Origin of the sequence: Pseudomonas khavaziana (genome assembly GCF_036704165.1) — a bacterium.
Classification (GTDB): Bacteria; Pseudomonadota; Gammaproteobacteria; order Pseudomonadales; family Pseudomonadaceae; genus Aquipseudomonas; species Aquipseudomonas khavaziana.
In genome coordinates, this window is sequence record NZ_CP129946.1 from 2631095 (window position 1) to 2649182 (window position 18088).

7 protein-coding genes are annotated in these 18088 nt (G+C 65.4%); 4 read left to right on the top strand and 3 right to left on the bottom strand.

The window, feature by feature from the left end; all coding sequences use genetic code 11:
* Positions 1 to 16: 16 nt before the first annotated feature.
* Positions 17 to 6427 carry an amino acid adenylation domain-containing protein gene (locus QYQ93_RS11830; protein WP_338477005.1) on the bottom strand — a complete coding sequence of 2137 codons (6411 nt, stop codon included), beginning with the start codon at positions 6425 to 6427 and terminating at the stop codon, positions 17 to 19.
* A gap of 299 nt (positions 6428 to 6726) precedes the next feature.
* On the opposite strand from QYQ93_RS11830, the gene QYQ93_RS11835 reads away from it, so the two are divergent.
* Genes QYQ93_RS11835 through QYQ93_RS11845 form a run of 3 tightly spaced genes read left to right on the top strand, consistent with a single transcriptional unit; the run spans position 6727 to position 12851 of the window.
* Positions 6727 to 7611: an ABC transporter ATP-binding protein gene (locus QYQ93_RS11835; protein ID WP_338477006.1), complete on the top strand. Its 885-nt coding sequence runs from the start codon at positions 6727 to 6729 to the stop codon at positions 7609 to 7611.
* On the top strand, positions 7608 to 10670 hold the full coding sequence (locus tag QYQ93_RS11840; protein WP_338477007.1) for a hypothetical protein: 3063 nt from the start codon (positions 7608 to 7610) through the stop codon (positions 10668 to 10670). The genes QYQ93_RS11835 and QYQ93_RS11840 overlap by 4 nt, the downstream gene beginning before the upstream one ends.
* A 33-nt stretch (positions 10671 to 10703) precedes the next feature.
* A complete protein-coding gene (locus QYQ93_RS11845) occupies positions 10704 to 12851 on the top strand; it encodes a TonB-dependent receptor (RefSeq protein WP_043050266.1) in 2148 nt (715 codons plus the stop codon).
* A 647-nt stretch (positions 12852 to 13498) separates the two neighbouring features.
* On the opposite strand, the gene QYQ93_RS11850 is transcribed toward QYQ93_RS11845, so the two are convergent.
* The gene (locus QYQ93_RS11850; protein WP_338477008.1) at positions 13499 to 15469 is read right to left on the bottom strand and encodes a TonB-dependent receptor; all 1971 of its coding nucleotides are present in this window, start codon (positions 15467 to 15469) and stop codon (positions 13499 to 13501) included.
* A 421-nt stretch (positions 15470 to 15890) separates the two neighbouring features.
* Between QYQ93_RS11850 and QYQ93_RS11855 the strand changes: the two genes are divergently transcribed.
* The gene (locus QYQ93_RS11855) at positions 15891 to 16766 is read left to right on the top strand and encodes an AraC family transcriptional regulator (RefSeq protein ID WP_338477009.1); all 876 of its coding nucleotides are present in this window, start codon (positions 15891 to 15893) and stop codon (positions 16764 to 16766) included.
* Between the two features lie 8 nt (positions 16767 to 16774).
* On the opposite strand, the gene QYQ93_RS11860 is transcribed toward QYQ93_RS11855, so the two are convergent.
* Positions 16775 to 18040, bottom strand: coding sequence for a carbohydrate porin (locus QYQ93_RS11860; RefSeq protein ID WP_338477010.1), 1266 nt, complete (start codon positions 18038 to 18040; stop codon positions 16775 to 16777).
* Positions 18041 to 18088: the final 48 nt, after the last annotated feature.

Sequence of the window (18088 nt, forward strand, 5' to 3'; positions counted from 1 at the left end):
GGAGGTTGCACGGGCATCAGATGACGCCCTCTTCAACGGGGTGCGGGGCGGGCTGGCGCTCGAGGGTTTGCGCCACTTCGAGCAGGCTGGCGGCGCCGAACAATTGGCCCATGGGCAGTTCCACGCCGATACGGCTGCGCAGCATTTCGAGAAAACGCGTGGCCAGCAGGCTGTCGCCGCCGAGGCGGAAAAAGTTGTCGTGGCGCGACACGCAGGGCACGTTGAGCAACTGCTGCCACAGCTCGGCGACCAGCTGTTCAGTGGTGCTCAACGGCGTTTCATCCAGCGCGGGGCGTGAATGGGCCGCGGCGGCCAGCGGCGCGAGCAGGGCGCGGCGGTCGACCTTGCCGTTGCTGCTCAGGGGCAGGCGATCGAGCACCAGGATCTGTTCCGGGCGCATATAGGCGGGCAGGCATTGCTCCAAATGCGAGACCAGCACCTCGGCGCAGGTGCTGGCAGTGACGGCGGCGAGCAAGCGCTGGTCCGCGACCAACGCCACGGCCTGGTTCACGCAGGGGTGACCGGCCAGGGCCGCTTCGACTTCGCCCAGCTCGATGCGATGACCGCGCAGCTTCACCTGGGTGTCGGCGCGGCCGAGGAATTCCAGCAAGCCGCCGGGGCGGTAGCGGCCCAGGTCGCCGGTGCGGTACCAACCGCCGACGAAGCGCTCGGCATTCAATTGCGGCGCATGGCGGTAGCCACGGGCGACGCCGGCGCCGCCGATCCACAACTCCCCCGTGACCCAGTCCGGGCAGTCGCGGCCAAGGGCATCCATCACGCGGTAAGCCTGGTTCGCCAGTGGCACGCCATAGGGGATCGAACGCCAGCCCGGCAGCGGTTGCCGTACCTCGAAATAGTTGGACCAGATCGCCGCTTCGGTCGCGCCACCGAGGGCGATAAAGCGGCAGTCCGGAGCCTGTTGTCGCAGGCGTTGCGGCAGGTCGAGGCCGATCCAGTCGCCTGACAGCAGCGCCACCTTCAGTGCCAGGGGTTGCTGCTCCACCGCGTTGGCTTCGAGCAGCATGTCGAGCAACGCCGGCACGCTGTTCCACAGGCTTACGCCGTGATGTTGCAGGGCCTTGAGCCAGGCGCGGGCGTCGCGGCGCTGGTCTTCATCAATCAGCACCAGGGCGCCGCCCACCGAGAGCAGGCCGAACAGGTCATACACCGACAGGTCGAAGTCCAGCGCCGACAGCGCCAGGCCACGGTCCGAGGCGTCGATGCCGTAGCCGCGGTTGATCTCGGCCACGGTGTTCATCGCGGCGCGGTGGGTGATTTCCACGCCCTTGGGCTGGCCGGTGGAGCCTGAGGTGTAGATCACGTAGGCCAGTTGGTTGGCGCTCATGGGCAACGGCGCGTGCAGCGGTTCGACGCTTTGCGCCTCGGACGGCATGAGGTGCTTGACCCCGGGTAATTGCGGGTCGTGTTCGGCGAGGATCAGGCTGACGCCGGCCTGTTGCAGGATGCGCTGGCAACGCTGTAGTGGTTGGTCCACACCCACTGGCAGGTAGGCCGCGCCCGCTGCCAGCACCCCCAGCACACTGGCGATCTGTTGTGGTCCCTTGGCCAGGGACACTGCCACCAGGTCCCCGGCTGTCACGCCCGCGTCCATCAGGCTGCGGGCGATGCGCAGCGCACGCTCGGCCAGTTCGCCATAACTCAGGCGGCCATGCTCACCCCACAACAACGCCGGGCGTTGCGGGGCTTGCTGCGCGTGTTGGAAGAAGCCCTGGTGTAAGGTCGGGTCACCCGGTACGCCGGGGCCGGGGGTATTCAAGCGGGCGCGCAGCTGGGCCTGGGCCACCGGCAGCAGGTCCGGCGGGGCGTTTTCCCAGGGCTGCTCGGCGAGCCAGTGGAGGCTGCCCAGGTAGGCATCGAACATCGCTTCGACGAGGCCGTCGGGGAACAGGCCGACCACCCTGTCCCAGTTCAGGGCGATGCCGCCGTCGGCTTCCACCACCTGATGGTCGAGCCACACTTGCGGGGTTTGGGTCAGGCCGAAGACCTGCCTGGCGAACGGGCCGTCTACCGGCGCGGCGGTGCCATCGGGCACGCCCAGGGCGCTGGTGAATACCACCGGCATGCTCACCTGTTGTTCACCGCTGTCCCGCGCCAGTTGGCGCAACAGGCTGACCGAACCCATGCAGCGGTGCTCCAGGGCTTCGCCCAGGTGCTGCTGGGTGCGCCGTGCACGGTCGAGCCAGCGTTCGCCCGCCACGGGCACATAACCGAGCAGGGTCAGGGAGGTGAAATCGCCCATGACCTGATCGATCTGCGGGTGCACCGGGCGGCGATCGAACAGCGTGAGGTTCAGGCTCAGGTCCGGGCGCGCACTCCAGCGGCCCAGGGTTTCGGCAAACGCACAGAGCAGCACTGCCGAAGCGGTCAGGCCATGCTGTTGAGCCTTGGCCAGGATCGCTTGCCACGCCCCCGCCTGGACCTGCCCTTGCAGGCGTTCAAAGCGTGGTCGGCCCAGGCTGGCAGGATCGGCCGCCAGGGGCAGTTGCGGATGTGGCGGCAGTTGGGGCAAACGTGCCTGCCAGAAACCTTGCGCGGCGAGCCGTTCGCCAGGTTCCACACCGGCCTGCAGCTGATAGTCGCGAAACGACAACTCCAGCGGCGCCAGGGCCAGCGTCGGCTCGCGATACAGCGCGTCGAGTTCGGCGTAGAAGCGCAGGATGCTCAGGGCGTCGAGGATCAGGTTGTCCAGGCTGATCGCCAGCCGCGTATGCCGGCCCTGGGTCACTGCCTGCACATCGAACAGCGGCCAGTGGGCAGGATCGAACACGCGATGGGCACAGTGTTCGCGCAGGTCCTCGATGCAGGCGTAGCCTTGGCCGATCACGAAGGTGGGCACCTGGGGCAGGATGCGCGCCTGGCCCGCTTGATCGAACACCGCGCGCAGCATTTCATGGCGCTCGATCAGGCGCCCGAGTGCGTGTTGCAGGCGTGGCAGGTCGAGGTCCTCGACGTCGTATTCGCGGTAGAAGTGGCAACTCACACCGCCGAGCACCAGGCTTGGGTCGCGGCCCAGCCAGTAGGCCTGCTGCACCTCGGTAATGGGGAAGGGCGCATGGCGCTGGGCGAGGTCCGGCACCAGGGTGCGTGGTGGCTCGATATGGGCCTGTTGATGCAGGCCTTCGCAAAACTGCGCCAGCACCGGCTGGGCAAACACCCGGGCGATGCGTGCGCCGCCCAGGCCTTGCTCGGCCAGCAGGCGCACCAGGCGCGTGGCGCTCAGCGAGTCGCCGCCCAGGGCAAAGAAGCTGTGCTCACGACAGACTTCACCACAGCCGAGCAACTGCTGCCAGGCGTGGGCAACCAGTTGTTCGATGGGGCCACAGGGCGGTGACAGCTGGCCCGGGGCGGCGCCGCTGTGTTCCGCCAGCCAGCCGTTGAGGACCTTGCGATCCACCTTGCCATTGGTCGTCAGGGGCCATTGCGTGCAGCCCAGGATCAGGCTGGGAAGCATATAGGCCGGCAGATGCTCGGCCAGGCTCGGGAATGCCAGTTTGGCAGGTTGCGCTGGGCCATTCGCCAGGCGCACCACCGCCGCCAGATGCTGGCCGGCGAGCAGCGCCACTGCCTGCTCGACGCCGGGGCAGGCCAGCAGCGCGTGTTCCACTTCACCGGCTTCGATACGGTAGCCGTGCAGCTTGAGTTGGAAGTCGGTCCGCCCAAGGAACTCCACCGTGCCGTCGGGGTGGTAGCGCGCACTGTCGCCGGTGCGGTACCAGCGCAGGCCCTGGTAGTGCACAAAGCGTTCGGCACTGCGCAGCGCATCGCCCCGGTAGCCCTCGGCCACCCCGGCACCGCCGATCCACAGTTCACCGGCCACCCAGTCCGGGCAGTCGTGGCCGTGCGGGTCGACGATGCGCAGGCTGACGTTATCCAGTGGCTTGCCGTAAGGCAGGCAATGCCAGTGCAGCGCCTGGCCGGGCACGACTTCGAACAGCGTTGAGTGAATCGCCGCTTCCGTTGCACCGCCCAGGGCCATGAAGCGGCAACCGGGGGCTTGGGCCCACAGGCGCGGCGCCAGCTGCGGCGCGACCTTGTCTCCGCCGAGCAAGACGGCGCGCAAGGGCAGCGGCGCGTCGGCGCAGCCGAGCAGCATGTCGAGCAGCGCCGGCACGCAATTGAGCACGCTGGCGCGGTGCTGCACCGCCAGTTCGCGCCAGCGTGGCGCGTCGCGCTGGGCGTCGGGCTCGATCAGGATCACCGCCGCACCGCAGGCCAGCGGGGCAAACAGGTCGAACACCGAAAGGTCGAACTCCAGCGCCGAGAGTGCTAGGACCCGATCATCGCGGTTGAGCTGCAAGCGTCGTTGCAGGTCCTCCAGGGTGTTGGCGGCGGCCAGGTGACTGATTTCCACGCCCTTGGGCTCACCGGTGGAGCCGGACGTGTAAAGGATGTAGGCCAGGTCGCTGATTGCACCGGGGCGGGGCGCTTGCAAAGGGCTAGCAGCGTCCGGCAACTGGGTAAGCAGCAAGCGCGCACCGGCGCCCTCGCAGATCTTGCGGCAACGTGCGGCAGGCTGGTCGACGCCGATGGGCAGGTAGATGGCACTGCACGCCAGGATGCCCAGCACCGCGATCACCTGCCCGGGGCCTTTGGGCAGTTGCAGGGCCACCACGTCACCGCGCTTCACGCCTTGGCCTTCGAGATAGGCCGCGACGCCCAAGGCTCGCTCGGCCAACTCGCCATAGGTGATGGTCTGATTGCCGTACAGCAATGCCGGCAGGGTCGGGGCCAATTGCGCTTGGGTGAAGAAACCTTCGTGCAGGCGCTCGACCGGCAGTGCGGCGGGCTGGCCCTGGGCGGCGCTGCGTACATCAAGCTGACTGGCGGGAATCAGCGCCGGTACCGGCTGATCCCAGGCCGCGGCGTCATGGCACAGGCGCTGCAACAGGCCGGTGTAGGCGTCGAACAGCCCGTCCAGTACACCCTCGGCAAACAGCCCTTCACGGGCATCGAGGTTGACCAGGATGCCGCCGTCCAGTTCGGTGACCTGGGCGTCCAGCCATACCTGCGGGCCCTGGGAAATGATCCACGCCGGCTGGCCGAAACTCTCCTGCACACCCTCGGCGAACAACTCCCCCAGGCCCAGGGCGCTGGTGTACACCACCGGCGCCAGTACTTGCTCACCACGATGGCGCGACAGTTCGCGCAACACCTCGAGCCCGGAGAACGCGCTGTGGGCCGCGTCACCATGCAAGCGTCGTTGCAACGCTGTGGCACGGGTGGCAAAGGTGCCGGCCACTCGGCCATCCCAGGCCAGCAGGATTGAAGAGGTGAAGTCACCGACCAGGCGTTCGACATCGGCATGTAACGGCATGCGGTTGAACAACGGCAGGTTGAGCAGCAGTTCGGGCGCCTCGCACCAGCCGCCCAAGGCCTCGCAAAACACCGCCGCCAGGGCCATGGCCGGGGTGAGGGCGTGCTCGCGGGCATGGCGTTCAAACGCCTGGCGCTGGGACGGCGATAACCAGTGGTGACGGCGGCGCACCTGGCCTTCATCGCCCTGGGGCTTGATCGGCAGGCGTGGGGCACCCGGCAATGTGTCCAGGCGCTGCAACCAGTAATCGCGAGCTTGGCGGTGGCGCTCACGGTGTTCAGGACTGGCCTGCTCCTCGCGCAAGTCGGCCAGGTAGCGGGGGAAGCTGTAGTCCAGCGCGGGCAGGGGCTGTTGGCGGTACAACTGCACCAGATCACCGAGCAGGGTGCGCAGGCTCAGGGCGTCGGCGGCGAGCATGTCGAGGTTCAGGTGCAGGCGCGTGCCCTGGGGCAACAGCGATAGCTGGATGTCCAGCACCTGGCCGTGTTCCACCGCCAACTGGCGATGGGACAACTCGGCGCGCAAGGCCTCCAGTTGCTGTTGCAGCTGTTCGGCATCGGCCTGGCGCAGGTCATGCACCTTCAGCCCCGGCCATGGGCTCTGGGGCAGGATCTGTTGGCGGCCATCGTCGAGGAACTGCGCCCGCAACATCGGATGGCGGGCCAGCAAGGCCTGCACAGCGGCGTCCAGGCGGCTTGGATCAACGTTGTGACCGTCGAATTCGTTATAGAAGTGCGCGGCCACACCGCCCAGCGCTTGGCCAGGGGCGCGGCCGATCCAGTAGGCGTGTTGCATGGGCGCCAGTTCGAAGGGCAGGCCGTCGTCCGCACTGTGAATGGCGGGGGCCGGAGCGACGGGGGCGGTATCAAGCAGCGTCAGCCACGTGCACAGGCGTGGGTCGGCTACCAGCTCGGCGAAACGCGCGGCCAGGCCCTGGCGCCGCCATTGGCCGGCGAGACGGATCAGGGTGACTGAATCCAGCCCCCATTCAATCAGGTTGGCCTCCAGGGGAATCTGTTCGGCGGGCTGGCCCAGGGCTTCGGACAGGGAACGGCGCAGCAGGGTTGCGGTTGAGGTGCTGGGAGTGGCCATGGCTCAACGTCTTCTCATCACTAGGGCCCGGACCGGGGTTGGCCCAGGCGCTGGGGGCAGGTCATTGTGTGGAAGCAGATGCTAGTCATTCTCATTGTGGCGACTACCCGGATCGAATCGTTTTTGCCCCGTATCCGTTTGCCAGACGCGGGGTCTGCCGTGACGGCGGCGGGACATAACGCCGGTCACTGAGCGGGATACGGTTGGAAAATGACTTGAATCGGGTAGAGCCGCGTTGCCGGCCTTGACTACCGTCGCTCGCCGCCCTTTTGCAGGGCTCGTCCTTGATGGAGTTGTGGATGTCAGTCGATTCAGGTTTACAGGTGCGCGGCTTGTGCAAGCGCTACAACAACGGTGTCGAGGCGCTGCGCGGTGTGGACCTGAGCGTAGGGCCGGGCATGTATGGCTTGCTTGGCCCCAATGGTGCAGGCAAGAGCAGCCTGATGCGCACCCTGGCGACCTTGCAGCAACCGGACGCCGGCAGCATTCACCTGGACGGCGTGGATGTGTTGGCCGATGCCGAGCATCTGCGCCGTCGCCTGGGTTACCTGCCACAGCAACTGGGGGCGTACCCGGGGGTGAGTGCGCGGGATCTGCTCGATCGGTTTGCCTGGCTCAAGGGGCGTACCGACACCCGCCAGCGTCGTGAAGAAGTGGAGGGCCTGCTGGCCAAGGTCAACCTGCAAGACGCCGCGCACCGGGCGCTCGCCACGTATTCGGGGGGTATGTTGCGCCGCTTCGGCATCGCCATGGCCCTGATCGGCTCACCGCGTTTGCTGATTGTCGATGAGCCCACCGCGGGCCTTGACCCGGCCGAGCGCAACCGCTTTCACCGGGTGCTGGCGGATGTGGCGGCCGAGTCCATCGTGTTGCTGTCGACCCATATCGTCGAAGACGTCGAGAACCTGTGCAGCCGCCTGGCGGTACTGGCCGGTGGGCGGATTATTGTCGAAGGCCGCCCGGCGGATTTGCTCGGCGCCGAGCAGGGCCGTTTGTGGGAGGCGTCGTTCGGTCGTGGCGAGCCACTGCCAGCCGCCTTGCATGTGGCCGCCAGCCCCGCTGGCAGTCGCGTGATCGTGCACGGCGAACGCCCGGCCGACCCGCGCTTCACCCCTCACGCGCCGCGCCTGGAAGATATCTATTACCTGGCGCTGGCCCAGGCCGGTGAGGCGCTCCAGGCATGAATACCTTTGCTCTGTTGATACGCGAGGCCTGGGTGGAAGTCCGCGCCGGGCTGCGCAGCGGTATTCCGTTACTGGTGTTCCTGGGCCTGACCGGCTATTTGCTGATGTCCCTGGCCAATGCCGACTACGTGCAGAAAATGGGTGCCAGCGACATTGCGCGCAACGCGCCGAGCCTGATCTACCTGATGTCCTGCGGGTGCATGTTCTTTCTGTTTTTCGCCTGGGCCTGGGTGTTCGCGCAACCGGCCTTGCGCGACCGCAAGGCGCAGTTGGAAGAGGTGTTGCTGGCTTTACCGCTGTCGCTGCCCGCGCTGCTGTGGGGACGTTTTATCGGCGCGGCGCTGGTGGGCGGCTTGCTCGCCAGTTCGCTGATCGTCGGCTTCCTGGTCAGCCCGGTGCTGGGCTGGCTCGGCTGGGTGCCGGCCGCCAGTATCGGTGCGCCGATGTGGTCGGCCCTGGGGTTTGCCTGGGTCGCCTTACTGTTGCCGGTCAGCACCGGCATCGGTGCGTTGTATTACCTGCTGGCGCTGCGCAGCCGTGGCCTGGCGGCGCCGTTCGGGTTGGCGACGGTGTTGATGCTGTTGTGGATGTTTGCCGTGGTGGTGCTCAAGGGCGGGCATATCAACCCGCTGCTGGCCGCCAGCCTGGACCCGTCATTGTTCACCTTTGCCCAGGCCCAGGTGGAGACTTGGAGCGCCGCGCAAAAGTCCCAATCGCTGCTGGCCCTGACCCCGGGTTTCTGGCTTAACCGTGTGTTGTGGTGCGCAGTGCCGCTGCTGTTGCTGGCCGCCGTATTGGCCCGTACCACGCGCCAGGGCTTGATGGGCAGGCGTAGCGGCGCCGTGTTGGCCGAGCCGCCGATGCTGCTGGCGAGCGGCGTGACCTTGCCTGGCCCCCTGGTGCGCAGCCAGTGGCCGCGAGCCCTGTGGTGCGAGGCGCGTTGGCAGGTACGCCAGCTGTTTGCCCGGCGCATCGGGTGGGTGGCCCTCGGATTACTGTTGGTGATGGGCGTGCTCAGTGGTTTTGTCCACGGGGTGTGGCATGCCCGTGGGCCGATGGTGCCTCGGGCGGATCTGACCCTGCCGTTGCTGTCGAGCGCGTTGTTCCTGGTGATCGCCTTTATCGTCGCGGCCCTGGTCGGACTGGTGTGCCGGCGTGATGACGTCGAAGGCTTTGGCGCCATGTTGCAGGCGACCCCGGCCCCGGCGTGGCTGCGCCTGTTGGGGCGGGTGGCTTGTGTGTTGATGGCGACACTGGCCCTGGCGTTGGTGCCGGGCCTGGCCAGCTTGCTGATCAGTGCTATTGCCGCGCCCGACAGCCTGGCGCCGGGTTTTGTGCTGGTCTATCAGGCGCTGGTATTCGCGCCGCCGCTGGTGGAGCTGGCGATGCTCACGGTGCTGGTGCATGCGCTGGTTCGCCGCTCCGGGCTGGCTTACGCCACTTCGATGCTGCTGACGTTTTTCCTGGTGCTCAACCATGAGTTGGGGCTGGTGAGTTACCCGCCCTATGCCATGGCGATCCCTGCGCATGTGGGGGTGTCGTTGCTGACAGGCTGGGCGCCATGGCTGGGGTTTCTGGCCACCTTGGCCAGCTGGAAACTCGCCGGTTGCCTGGTGTTGCTTGCGGTGGCGGCACTGGCCTTGCCCCGTGGGCCGGAGCGTCGTCGGTTGGGCGATGTGCGCCGCGGTTTGCTCGGCTTGCCCGGTGCGTTGCTGGCTTTGGGCATCGTCGGCCTGCTCGGCAGCGGCGTGCTGTTGCAGCGGCATCTGGTGGAGCAGGGCGATTACCAGTCCGTCGCCGAGCAACGTGCCGAACGTGCCGACTGGGAACAGCGCTGGCTGCCCGGGGCGAGCGCCTGGCAGGTGGCCGGTGGGCAGTTGCAGGTGCAGGTTGATTCGGCGGCGCGGCAGGTCTTGGGCCAGTGGACGTTGGATGGGGTAGTCGCTGCCCACCTGGACGCTGAGTTACCGTCGGGCCTGCAGATGACGGCGGTCAGCGTGATGGGGCGACCGGTCGCGTTTGAACAAGCCACCGCGCATCTGCGTGTGCCTTTGCAGGATTGCGCGGCGAGTGCTTGCCAGGTGGTGTTGAACTGGACGCTGAGTGCTGACGGCTGGCCTGCCGAAGGCGAAGCGTTCTGGCTTGGGCCCCAGGGTGTTTGGCTGGAAGCGCGCCGCGTGGTGCCGCGCCTGGGGCTGGACAGCGAGCGACTGTTGCGTGCGCAGGCCCAGCGCAGCGAAGCTGGCTTGCCAGTCGAGGTGCCCCGGTTGCCAAGGGGGGCTGAGGTGGCGGTGGATGCGGTCGCACCGGCCGGACACTGGCAATGGCAGCTTGAGGTCGATGGCCAGGCCTTGATCGGCAGCAGCCTGGGCCCACTGGACTTCGCCTACACCACGCCGGTTCGCAAGGATGGCAGCCGTGAGCACACCGCCCGTGAAGTGCAGGAAGACCTGGACCTGATGAGCGCCTGTGTGGCGCGACGCCTGGGCAGCCGGCCCAACGTCGAACACCTGACCCAGTGGCCGGCCGGCATGGGTGCCAGCCGCTTGAGCCACGGCCATCTGCTGCTCAGCCAGTCGCCCAATTGGGACGTCGCGCCAGCAGGCGTCGGGCGCTGGACACGCCGCGCCCATATTGCCGAACTGCTCGCCCGCCGCATGTTGACCGACGCCAGCGACCTGCGCCAGGCCCCCGGTTACCTGTGGCTGAGCCAGGGTGTGGCGGGGGCGCTGGGCCTGCTGTGTGTGGAGGATGCCGATGGCGCTGACGCCCGGGCCACGCTGGTCAAGCTGATGGCCGACGACCTGACCCGCGCCCTGGGCAATGACGGTGAACCCGTCGGCACCCTGGCCGATGCCCGCGAACAAGGCTGGGCCGCCAGCTATGCCACGCTGGTCAGCCTCGACTGGGTCGCCGCGCAAACCCCCACACAACTCACGGCGATGACCGCCGACGTCCGTCACGGCGAGGGATGGCCAACCGCGATCCAGGGCCTGCTGGGCGCGCCCTCTGATCCTGCGATTGCCGCCGCGCTCAAGCGCTGGGGGCCTGTGCAATGAAGTTGAACCATCCCTGTCTTTTGGAGCTTTGCCATGACATCTGAACTGTCTATCCAGCCGCTGCGTCGTCCTCTCGGTTGGCGGGCCAACGTATTGACCCAAGCCATGGCGCTGACCTTGTCCAGCCAGATGTGTGCAGCCTTTGCCGCTGACCATCAACCGGCCGCCAGTGCCGAGACCATCGAGCTGGCACCGGTGACGGTGAGTGCGCGGTTGAATCAGGAGAGTGCCAAGGACATTCCGTTCGGCCTTTCGGTGCTCGATGGGCAAACCCTGGAGACCCGCCGCCTGCGCACCCTGGAAGATGCCTTGCGCACCACGCCGGGGGTGGATGTGAACTCCTGGGGCGGCGCCAACGATGCCAACGTGCGTATTCGTGGGGTCGGCTCGCTGAACCAGATGAGCATGGACGACGGCTCGGTGGTGCTGAATGTGGACGGGGTGCCGATGTCAGTGCGCAACGCGGCCATGGCCACCCTCGACGTGCAGCAAGTGGAAGTGCTCAAGGGCCCCCAAGGCACGCTGTTCGGGCGTAACAGCGAAGCGGGGGCGATCAACGTCACCACCCGCAAGCCCACCCGCGAGCTGGAAGGGTATGTGCGCGGCGAAGCGGGCAACCAGGGCCAGTTCATGACCGAAGGTGCAGTGGGCGGGCCGCTGACCGAGTCCCTGGCCGGGCGTATTGCGGTGCGGCGCAGCGGCTTTGATAACTGGGTCGACGACCAACAGGACGGTGACCCCCTGACCAAGCCACGTGACCTGGCCCTGCGCGGCAGCCTGCTGTGGGACAACGACGAAGACACTACCGGCCTGCTGACCGTCGAGCGCCAGCGCGCCGATCACTATGCCGGCTCGGAGATCCTGCGGCCATTCGGCAATCGTCCCAGCCTCGACTACACCCCCGGCACTTTCGATGGCAACAAGAAGACCAACGAGCGTTATTCCTTCGAGCTCAACCACGACCTGGCCCAGGCCCGGATCACCTCGATCAGCGCCTACACCAGCACCGACTTCAAGGCGATCAAGGGCTATGATCGCAACATCACCCAGGCGTTGTACGGCCAACCCTTCGAGTACCTGGTCGAAGACGCGGCCCATGAGCGGGTCTGGAGCCAGGACCTGCGCCTGGGCTCGCTGGCGGATGCCGAGGTGTTCTGGGTGAGCGGGGTGAACCTGTCCCGTTCCGAGCGCAGCTTCGATTCCACCAACTTCACCAACGGCGCCCGGCAAATGCGCGATTTCACCACCAACAGCTATGCCGCCTACGGCGAAGTAACCTTCCCGATTGCCGAGGACTGGAAACTCACCACCGGCCTGCGTCACACCTGGGATCGCAAGACCTACGGCGCCGACTACAGCAGTGGCGGCAACCTGGTCAGCGACAGCCGTCGCTTGCAGGACGACTACAACACCGGGCGCGTAGCCCTGAGCTACGCGTGGACGCCGCAGACCAATCTGTATGCGGTATTGTCGCGGGGCTACAAGTCGGCCGGATTCAACGATTACGCCACCTCGGTCAAGGACAGCGAGCCCTACAAGGCGGCCAAGGTGAACTCCGCCGAAGTCGGTTTCAAGCATGAAAGTCAAGGCGGTGCGTTGAGCCTGGAAGGCGCGTTGTTCATTACCCGTGTGCAGGATGACCACCTGTTGGGGTACGACTTCAAAAGCATGGCAGTCAGCGCCGTGAATGCTGACACCCGCAGCAAAGGCGCTGAGTTGTCGAGCACCTGGCACGTCACCGATGAGCTGACCCTGGGCAGTGCCATCAGCTACACCAACGCCGTGGTCACCTCGGACGCGCCGGGGGTTTCCGGCGGTGATGTGGCCAAGGGCAGCCGTGTACCGGATGTGCCGTTGTGGAGTGGCAATTTCAGCGTGGCCTGGAACAAACCCCTGGGTGAACTGCTGGGGTTGCCGGCGCCGCGCTTGAACACCTTGCTCAACTACCGCGTGCAGAAAAACCGCCCGGCTGATCCGCAGAACCACTATGACCTCAAGGGTTACGCCAAGTTGGACTTGCACCTGGGAGTGGAGAGCGGTGGCTCGGAAGTTTATTTGTGGGGCGATAACCTGCTGGATGCGCGGTATGACCTGTATGGCGCGTACTCCACCGACACGGTGCTGACCGGGATGCCCGGGCGCGGGCGTTCGGCGGGGGTGGGGTATAGCTATCAGTTCTGAGGCAATCACTGAGTGCAATGTGGGGGGAGCTTGCTCCGGCTGGCGACCTGACAACTAACTGATGCCCCACGATCTAAATGTGGGAGGGGGCTTGCTCCCGATGGCCACCTGACAGTTGACCAGGATGTTGGATCAGACCGAGTACATATCCATTATTTAGGTAATGGCCACTATTGGTTCCGCTTTTACAGCGGGTCACTTTGAAAAGCGCAAAGTAACCAAACGCTCTTGCCCCACCACTCGGCACCTCGCTTAGGCTCGGTGTGCCCGTAATCCGACATGGATTTGGGGGGCCGCCGCCACGCGCCATCCATGGCGCGGGGCGGCTAAACCGGCATCCCTGCCGGTTTACCCCCCAAATCCCTGTCGAATTCCGGCCAGCGTGGTTTGACGGGGCGCCTGAGATCAAAAGCAGATCAAGATCAAGAGCGGCTCGCTTCGCATCGTGGTTACTGATGGTGGCTGCGTGAGTTGTGTAGATACCCATGTCCCATGAGGGAGTGTCAGTGAACATATCCGAGGCTGACACACCTCCATCGGGAGCAAGCCCCCTCCCACATTTTCACCGAGTGCAGTCAATCAGACCGCCGCGAAATCAAGTCCTCTCCCACATTTGAACTCAGGACAGCCGGCTGAATCGCGTCAGTTCAGAATTGATAGGTATAGCCCACGCCCAAGGTACGCCGACGTGATGGCCCACCATAGGCCACCGGGTCACTGTAGAAGCCATAGGTGTCATACGTCTGGTTCAACAGGTTGTCGGCAAACGCATACACCTCGCCAAACTTGCTCTCCAGCCCCACCCTCAGGTCAAGCTTTTCATAGTTATCCAGATTGAAGTGATTCTGCGGATCGGCCGCGCGTTCGCCCACCAGGTGGTAGTTGAGGCTGGTGTTGAGGGTGGTTTCGCCGAGGCTGGCGAGGCTGCCCAAAGGATGTTTCCAGCTGGCGTTAAAGTTGCCGCTCCAACGTGGCACATCCGGGGTGCGGTTGCCGGCGGCAACGTCGCCGGCCTGGATGCCTTGCACACCGCTGGTGATCTTGGCATCGAGGTAGGTCGCGCTGGCGGCCAGGGTCAGGCCGTAGTCGAAGCGCCAGCTGCCCTCCAGCTCGGCGCCGCGGGTGCGGGTGTCGGCGTTGAAGGCGTTGGTGGCGAAGGTCGCGGCGTCGTAGCCGAGCAAGTGGTCGTCGTGCACACGGGTGTAGAACAGCGCGCCATTGAGGCTGCCGCGACGGTCCTCTGTTTCGCTCTTGAAGCCAAGTTCAGCGGCCTTGCTGACGGCGGCCTTGTAGGGCGCGCTGTCGCTGACCTGGGATGCATAGTCATTGAACCCGCCGGATTTATACCCCCGCGCCAGTTGCACGTAGATGTTGGTCTGCGCGGTGATCGCGTAACTCAGGGCGGCGCGGCCGGTGCCGTAATGGTCGGTGAGTTTGCGTGAGTCATCCACGGCGCTCGAGCCTGCAAAGTATTGGCCGTCGTAGGTCTTGCGGTCCCAGGAGTGGCGATAACCGGTGGTGAGTTTCAGGCGTTCGGTCAGCGGGAACGTCACTTCGCCGTAGCCGGCATAGGTGGTGGTGGTGAAGTCGCGGAACTTGGCGCCGGAGGTACCGTAGGTATTGCGCGGGGTGTCGTAGCTGCGCTCGTTGCGGCTGGCGGCGACGCCTGCGACCCAGAACACGTCAGCGTCGGGCAGTGAGCCCAGGTGCAGGTCCTGGCTCCAGCTGCGCTCGAAGGATTTGTCCACCACCCAGAACTCGCCGGGCGTGCCATAAAGCGCTCCCATCAACTTGCTGTCGTAGGCGATCAAGCCGGTGAAGTCGGCGGTGCCGGTGGCGGTGGTGGAGGTCAGGCGGCTGTTGGCGAAGTCATGCTCTACCTTGATCGTGTAGCGCTCGGTGGTCTTGTTGTTGTCGTCGAACAGGCCGGGGCTCAGGTCCAGGCTCGGGTGGCTGCCGTAGGGGCGCAGCACCAGGGAGTTGGTGGCGCGTTCGGTCTGCTGGCGTTCGGCGCTGAACAGTATGTGGGTGTCATCGTTGAGGTCCCACAGCAGGCTGCCGCGATAGGCTTCATTGCGCGGTTTGGTGATGGGGTGGTGGGTCTGGTCGTTGTCGATCCAACTGTCGTAGCCGGCACGGCGCACCGCCAGGCGGCCGCTGAAGCTGTCACTGAGCGGCCCGCCAATGGCGCCTTCGGTGAGGAACTGGCCTTGCTGGCCGACTTCGCCACGCACATAACCTTCCAGTTCACGTGTGGGTTGGCGGGTGGTGATATTCACCGCGCCGGCCTGGCCAATCGCACCGGACAGAGTGCCCTGGGGGCCCTTGAGCACTTCGATGCGGTCGACATCGAGGGTGCCGAAGCCCAGGTTGCGCGACGATACCGGCACGCCGTCGATGTTGAACGCCACCGAGCTGTCATCCATGGACATCTGGTACAGCGAGCCCACGCCGCGGATCAGCACATTGAAATCATTCGGTCCACCTGAGGAATTGACGCTGACCCCGGAGGTGTTGCGCAGCGCGCTTTCCAGGGTGTCGAGACGTTGGCTGCGCAGCTCTTCGCCGCTGGTGACACTGACACTGATCGGCACTTCCTTGGGGTCTTCCTTGGCCATCCGCGCGGTCACCGTCGAGGCGGGCAATTGCAGGGGCTCGCTGGCGGCGGCGAAGGCTGGTGGAGACAGTGTCAGTGCAATCGCTATTGTTATAGTATTACATTTGTAGCAAGATTGGCGGGTAGCCGTCGTGTTGCATCGTGCAGACATGATGGGACCTTGACTGAGAATTCTGATCGGCGCGCGGTGCACAGGGGCAGCGGCGGTTTGGCGCAGCGTTTGCGGCGCGCCAAATGCTAATAATTATCAATTGCGCACATCTACCCCGATGTGATCTGATTCGAGCCGTATCCGGTCAGCCAGGAGATTTACGATGTCAGCCGTTCAAGGAGGCGCAGGGGAGCCGATGCCGGTCTCGCGAATCATTACGGGAGGCTATGGAAGCGATCTCGGGCCAGGGGCGCATTGCCGGGTCACCCGCATGACACTGCAGGAAGGCTTGGATATCGTGCGCTGGCAGAGTCGCTTCGAGCAGCCGATGGAACTGCCGTTGCAGGACGACAGCGAGTGCATTCACTTCAGCTTCACCAACCTGCTCAAGGGCAAGGCCGCGTGCAGCTTTCGCGATGGGCGTCGGCAACGCCGCTACGCGATTGACGAGGGCGCGGGCAGCATCAGCTATGGCCGTTGCCGCCATGGCCTTTATCACCAGCACGGCGAGATCGACAACATCACCGTCATGATCCGCCCCGAACTGCTGGCCCAGTGGGAGCTGAAACTCGACCCGCTGCTGCACAAGGCGCTGGCCTGCGAGCATTGCTTTCTCGACGGCCATCGCAGCGGTGAAATGAGCGCCACTGCGCATATGCTTGGCCTGGCCATGGATCAAGGCACCAGCCTGCCACCGGCCCAGCCACGCAGCAGCCTGTGGTTATACGGGCAAAGTGTCACGCTGGTGAGCCTGTTCCTGCAGGCACGCCAGGACGCTGAGTGCACCTGTCGGGTCAGCCACACTGACCGCCAGCGGCTGGTGCGGGCTCGGGATCGTTTGCTCGAGGATCTGGGCAAGGCGCCGAGCCTGTCGGAGCTGGCCCGCGAATCCGGCTTGAGCCAGCCCAAGCTTACCCGCGGGTTTCGCCAACTGTTCTCCAACAGCGTCTACGGCGTGTTCCAGCAGATGCGCATGATCCAGGCGCGCAGCCGCTTGATGAACGGCGATGAATCGGTAATGCGCATCGCCTCGGATCTGGGCTATGCCAACGCCAGTCATTTCGCCACGGCGTTTCGCAAGCAGTTTGGGATCAACCCGTCGATGCTCAAGAACGGTGGCCGTGGCAAATCCCTGGGCGCCGGCTGAAGCAGACGTTAGAACACCGCTTTGACCTGCAGGCCCAGCACCAGCGCGTTGTCGATGTTGTCACCGGAAAACGCCCCCGGCTCGATGATGTATTGCACATCCGGGCGCAGGGTCAGCCATGGCGTGGCCTGGTAGCCATAACTGAGTTCGATCAGCTGTTCGGCTGTGTCCAGGTCCGGGTAGGCCGTGCCTGCGTTGAACGCTGCCAGCTCCTGCACATCGCGGCTGCGGGGGTTGGGTACCGCACGGCCATAACCCAGGGCGACCGTATCCCGCGGGCGACCTTCGAACGGCTTGTACAGCACCACGCCCGCGCCATACCACTTGGTGAATGGCGACGCCGCTTCGCTGGCGGCGGAGTACTGGCCAAAGGCGTGCAGGCTGCGACCTTCCGATGACCCGGAAGCCCACACGGCCTGATCGATCAGCAGGTAATGGCCGCCACGGCCGCTGACCTTCTTATTGCTGCCGATACGCTTCACATCGGAGCTGTCGTAGTAATAGCCCAGCTTGTATTCGCCCGGCAGGGCGCCTGCGTGCTTGTAGATCAGCTCGATGGGCACCACGGTACCGGTGGTGTGCTTGGGCCCCACATGCCAGGCGCGGCTGGCGTTGCCGTTACTGGACGGGTCGACATTGAACGCCGCCACCCGCAGCTGCCAGTTGGGCGAAAAATCGTATTTCACCCGCGCGCCCAGGTGCGCATTAGGGTAGTTGGCCCAACCGCTGCCGCCGGACATGTTCAGCGGATGCCCGCAGAAACCGGCGTTCATGAAGTTGCACAGAATGCCGCTGTCCAGGCCGCCCAGGTCGTTGCCCATGGCCATATAGCCGAGCTTCACATTCAGCGCAGGGGTAAACAGCGTGCGCTCGTAGCTCAGCTCGGTGAGGCGGGTGTAGAGGCCACCGTAGTTTTCCTGGATCGGCAGGCGGTTGCCGACCAGATCCTCGGAAGCACTGTTGCCGCGGCGGTCATTGATGGTCAGCTGGATACGGTCGCCATTGTTGAAACCGTAGAGCTTGCCCAGATCGAACTGCACGCCGAGCTTGAGGTTTTGCGAGTAGCGCGCCGAGCGATGCTGGCCGCCGTGGGCGTTGTAGGCGGTCTCGCCGCTGTAGTCGCCGGTAAAGCGCACACCTTGTGCGTCGAGTTCGCGACGCAGGCCACCCCAGTCGCCAGTCAGGGTCGTGTCGTCGGCTTGAGCGGGCAGGGCGGCAGCCAGGGCCAGGCCCAGCACCAGGCGGCCAAAGGAGATATGAGCAGTAGGGGTCATGCGCAGGGTTCCAGGCACAGAGCGCGGTGCCGGAGCACCGCGCGAACA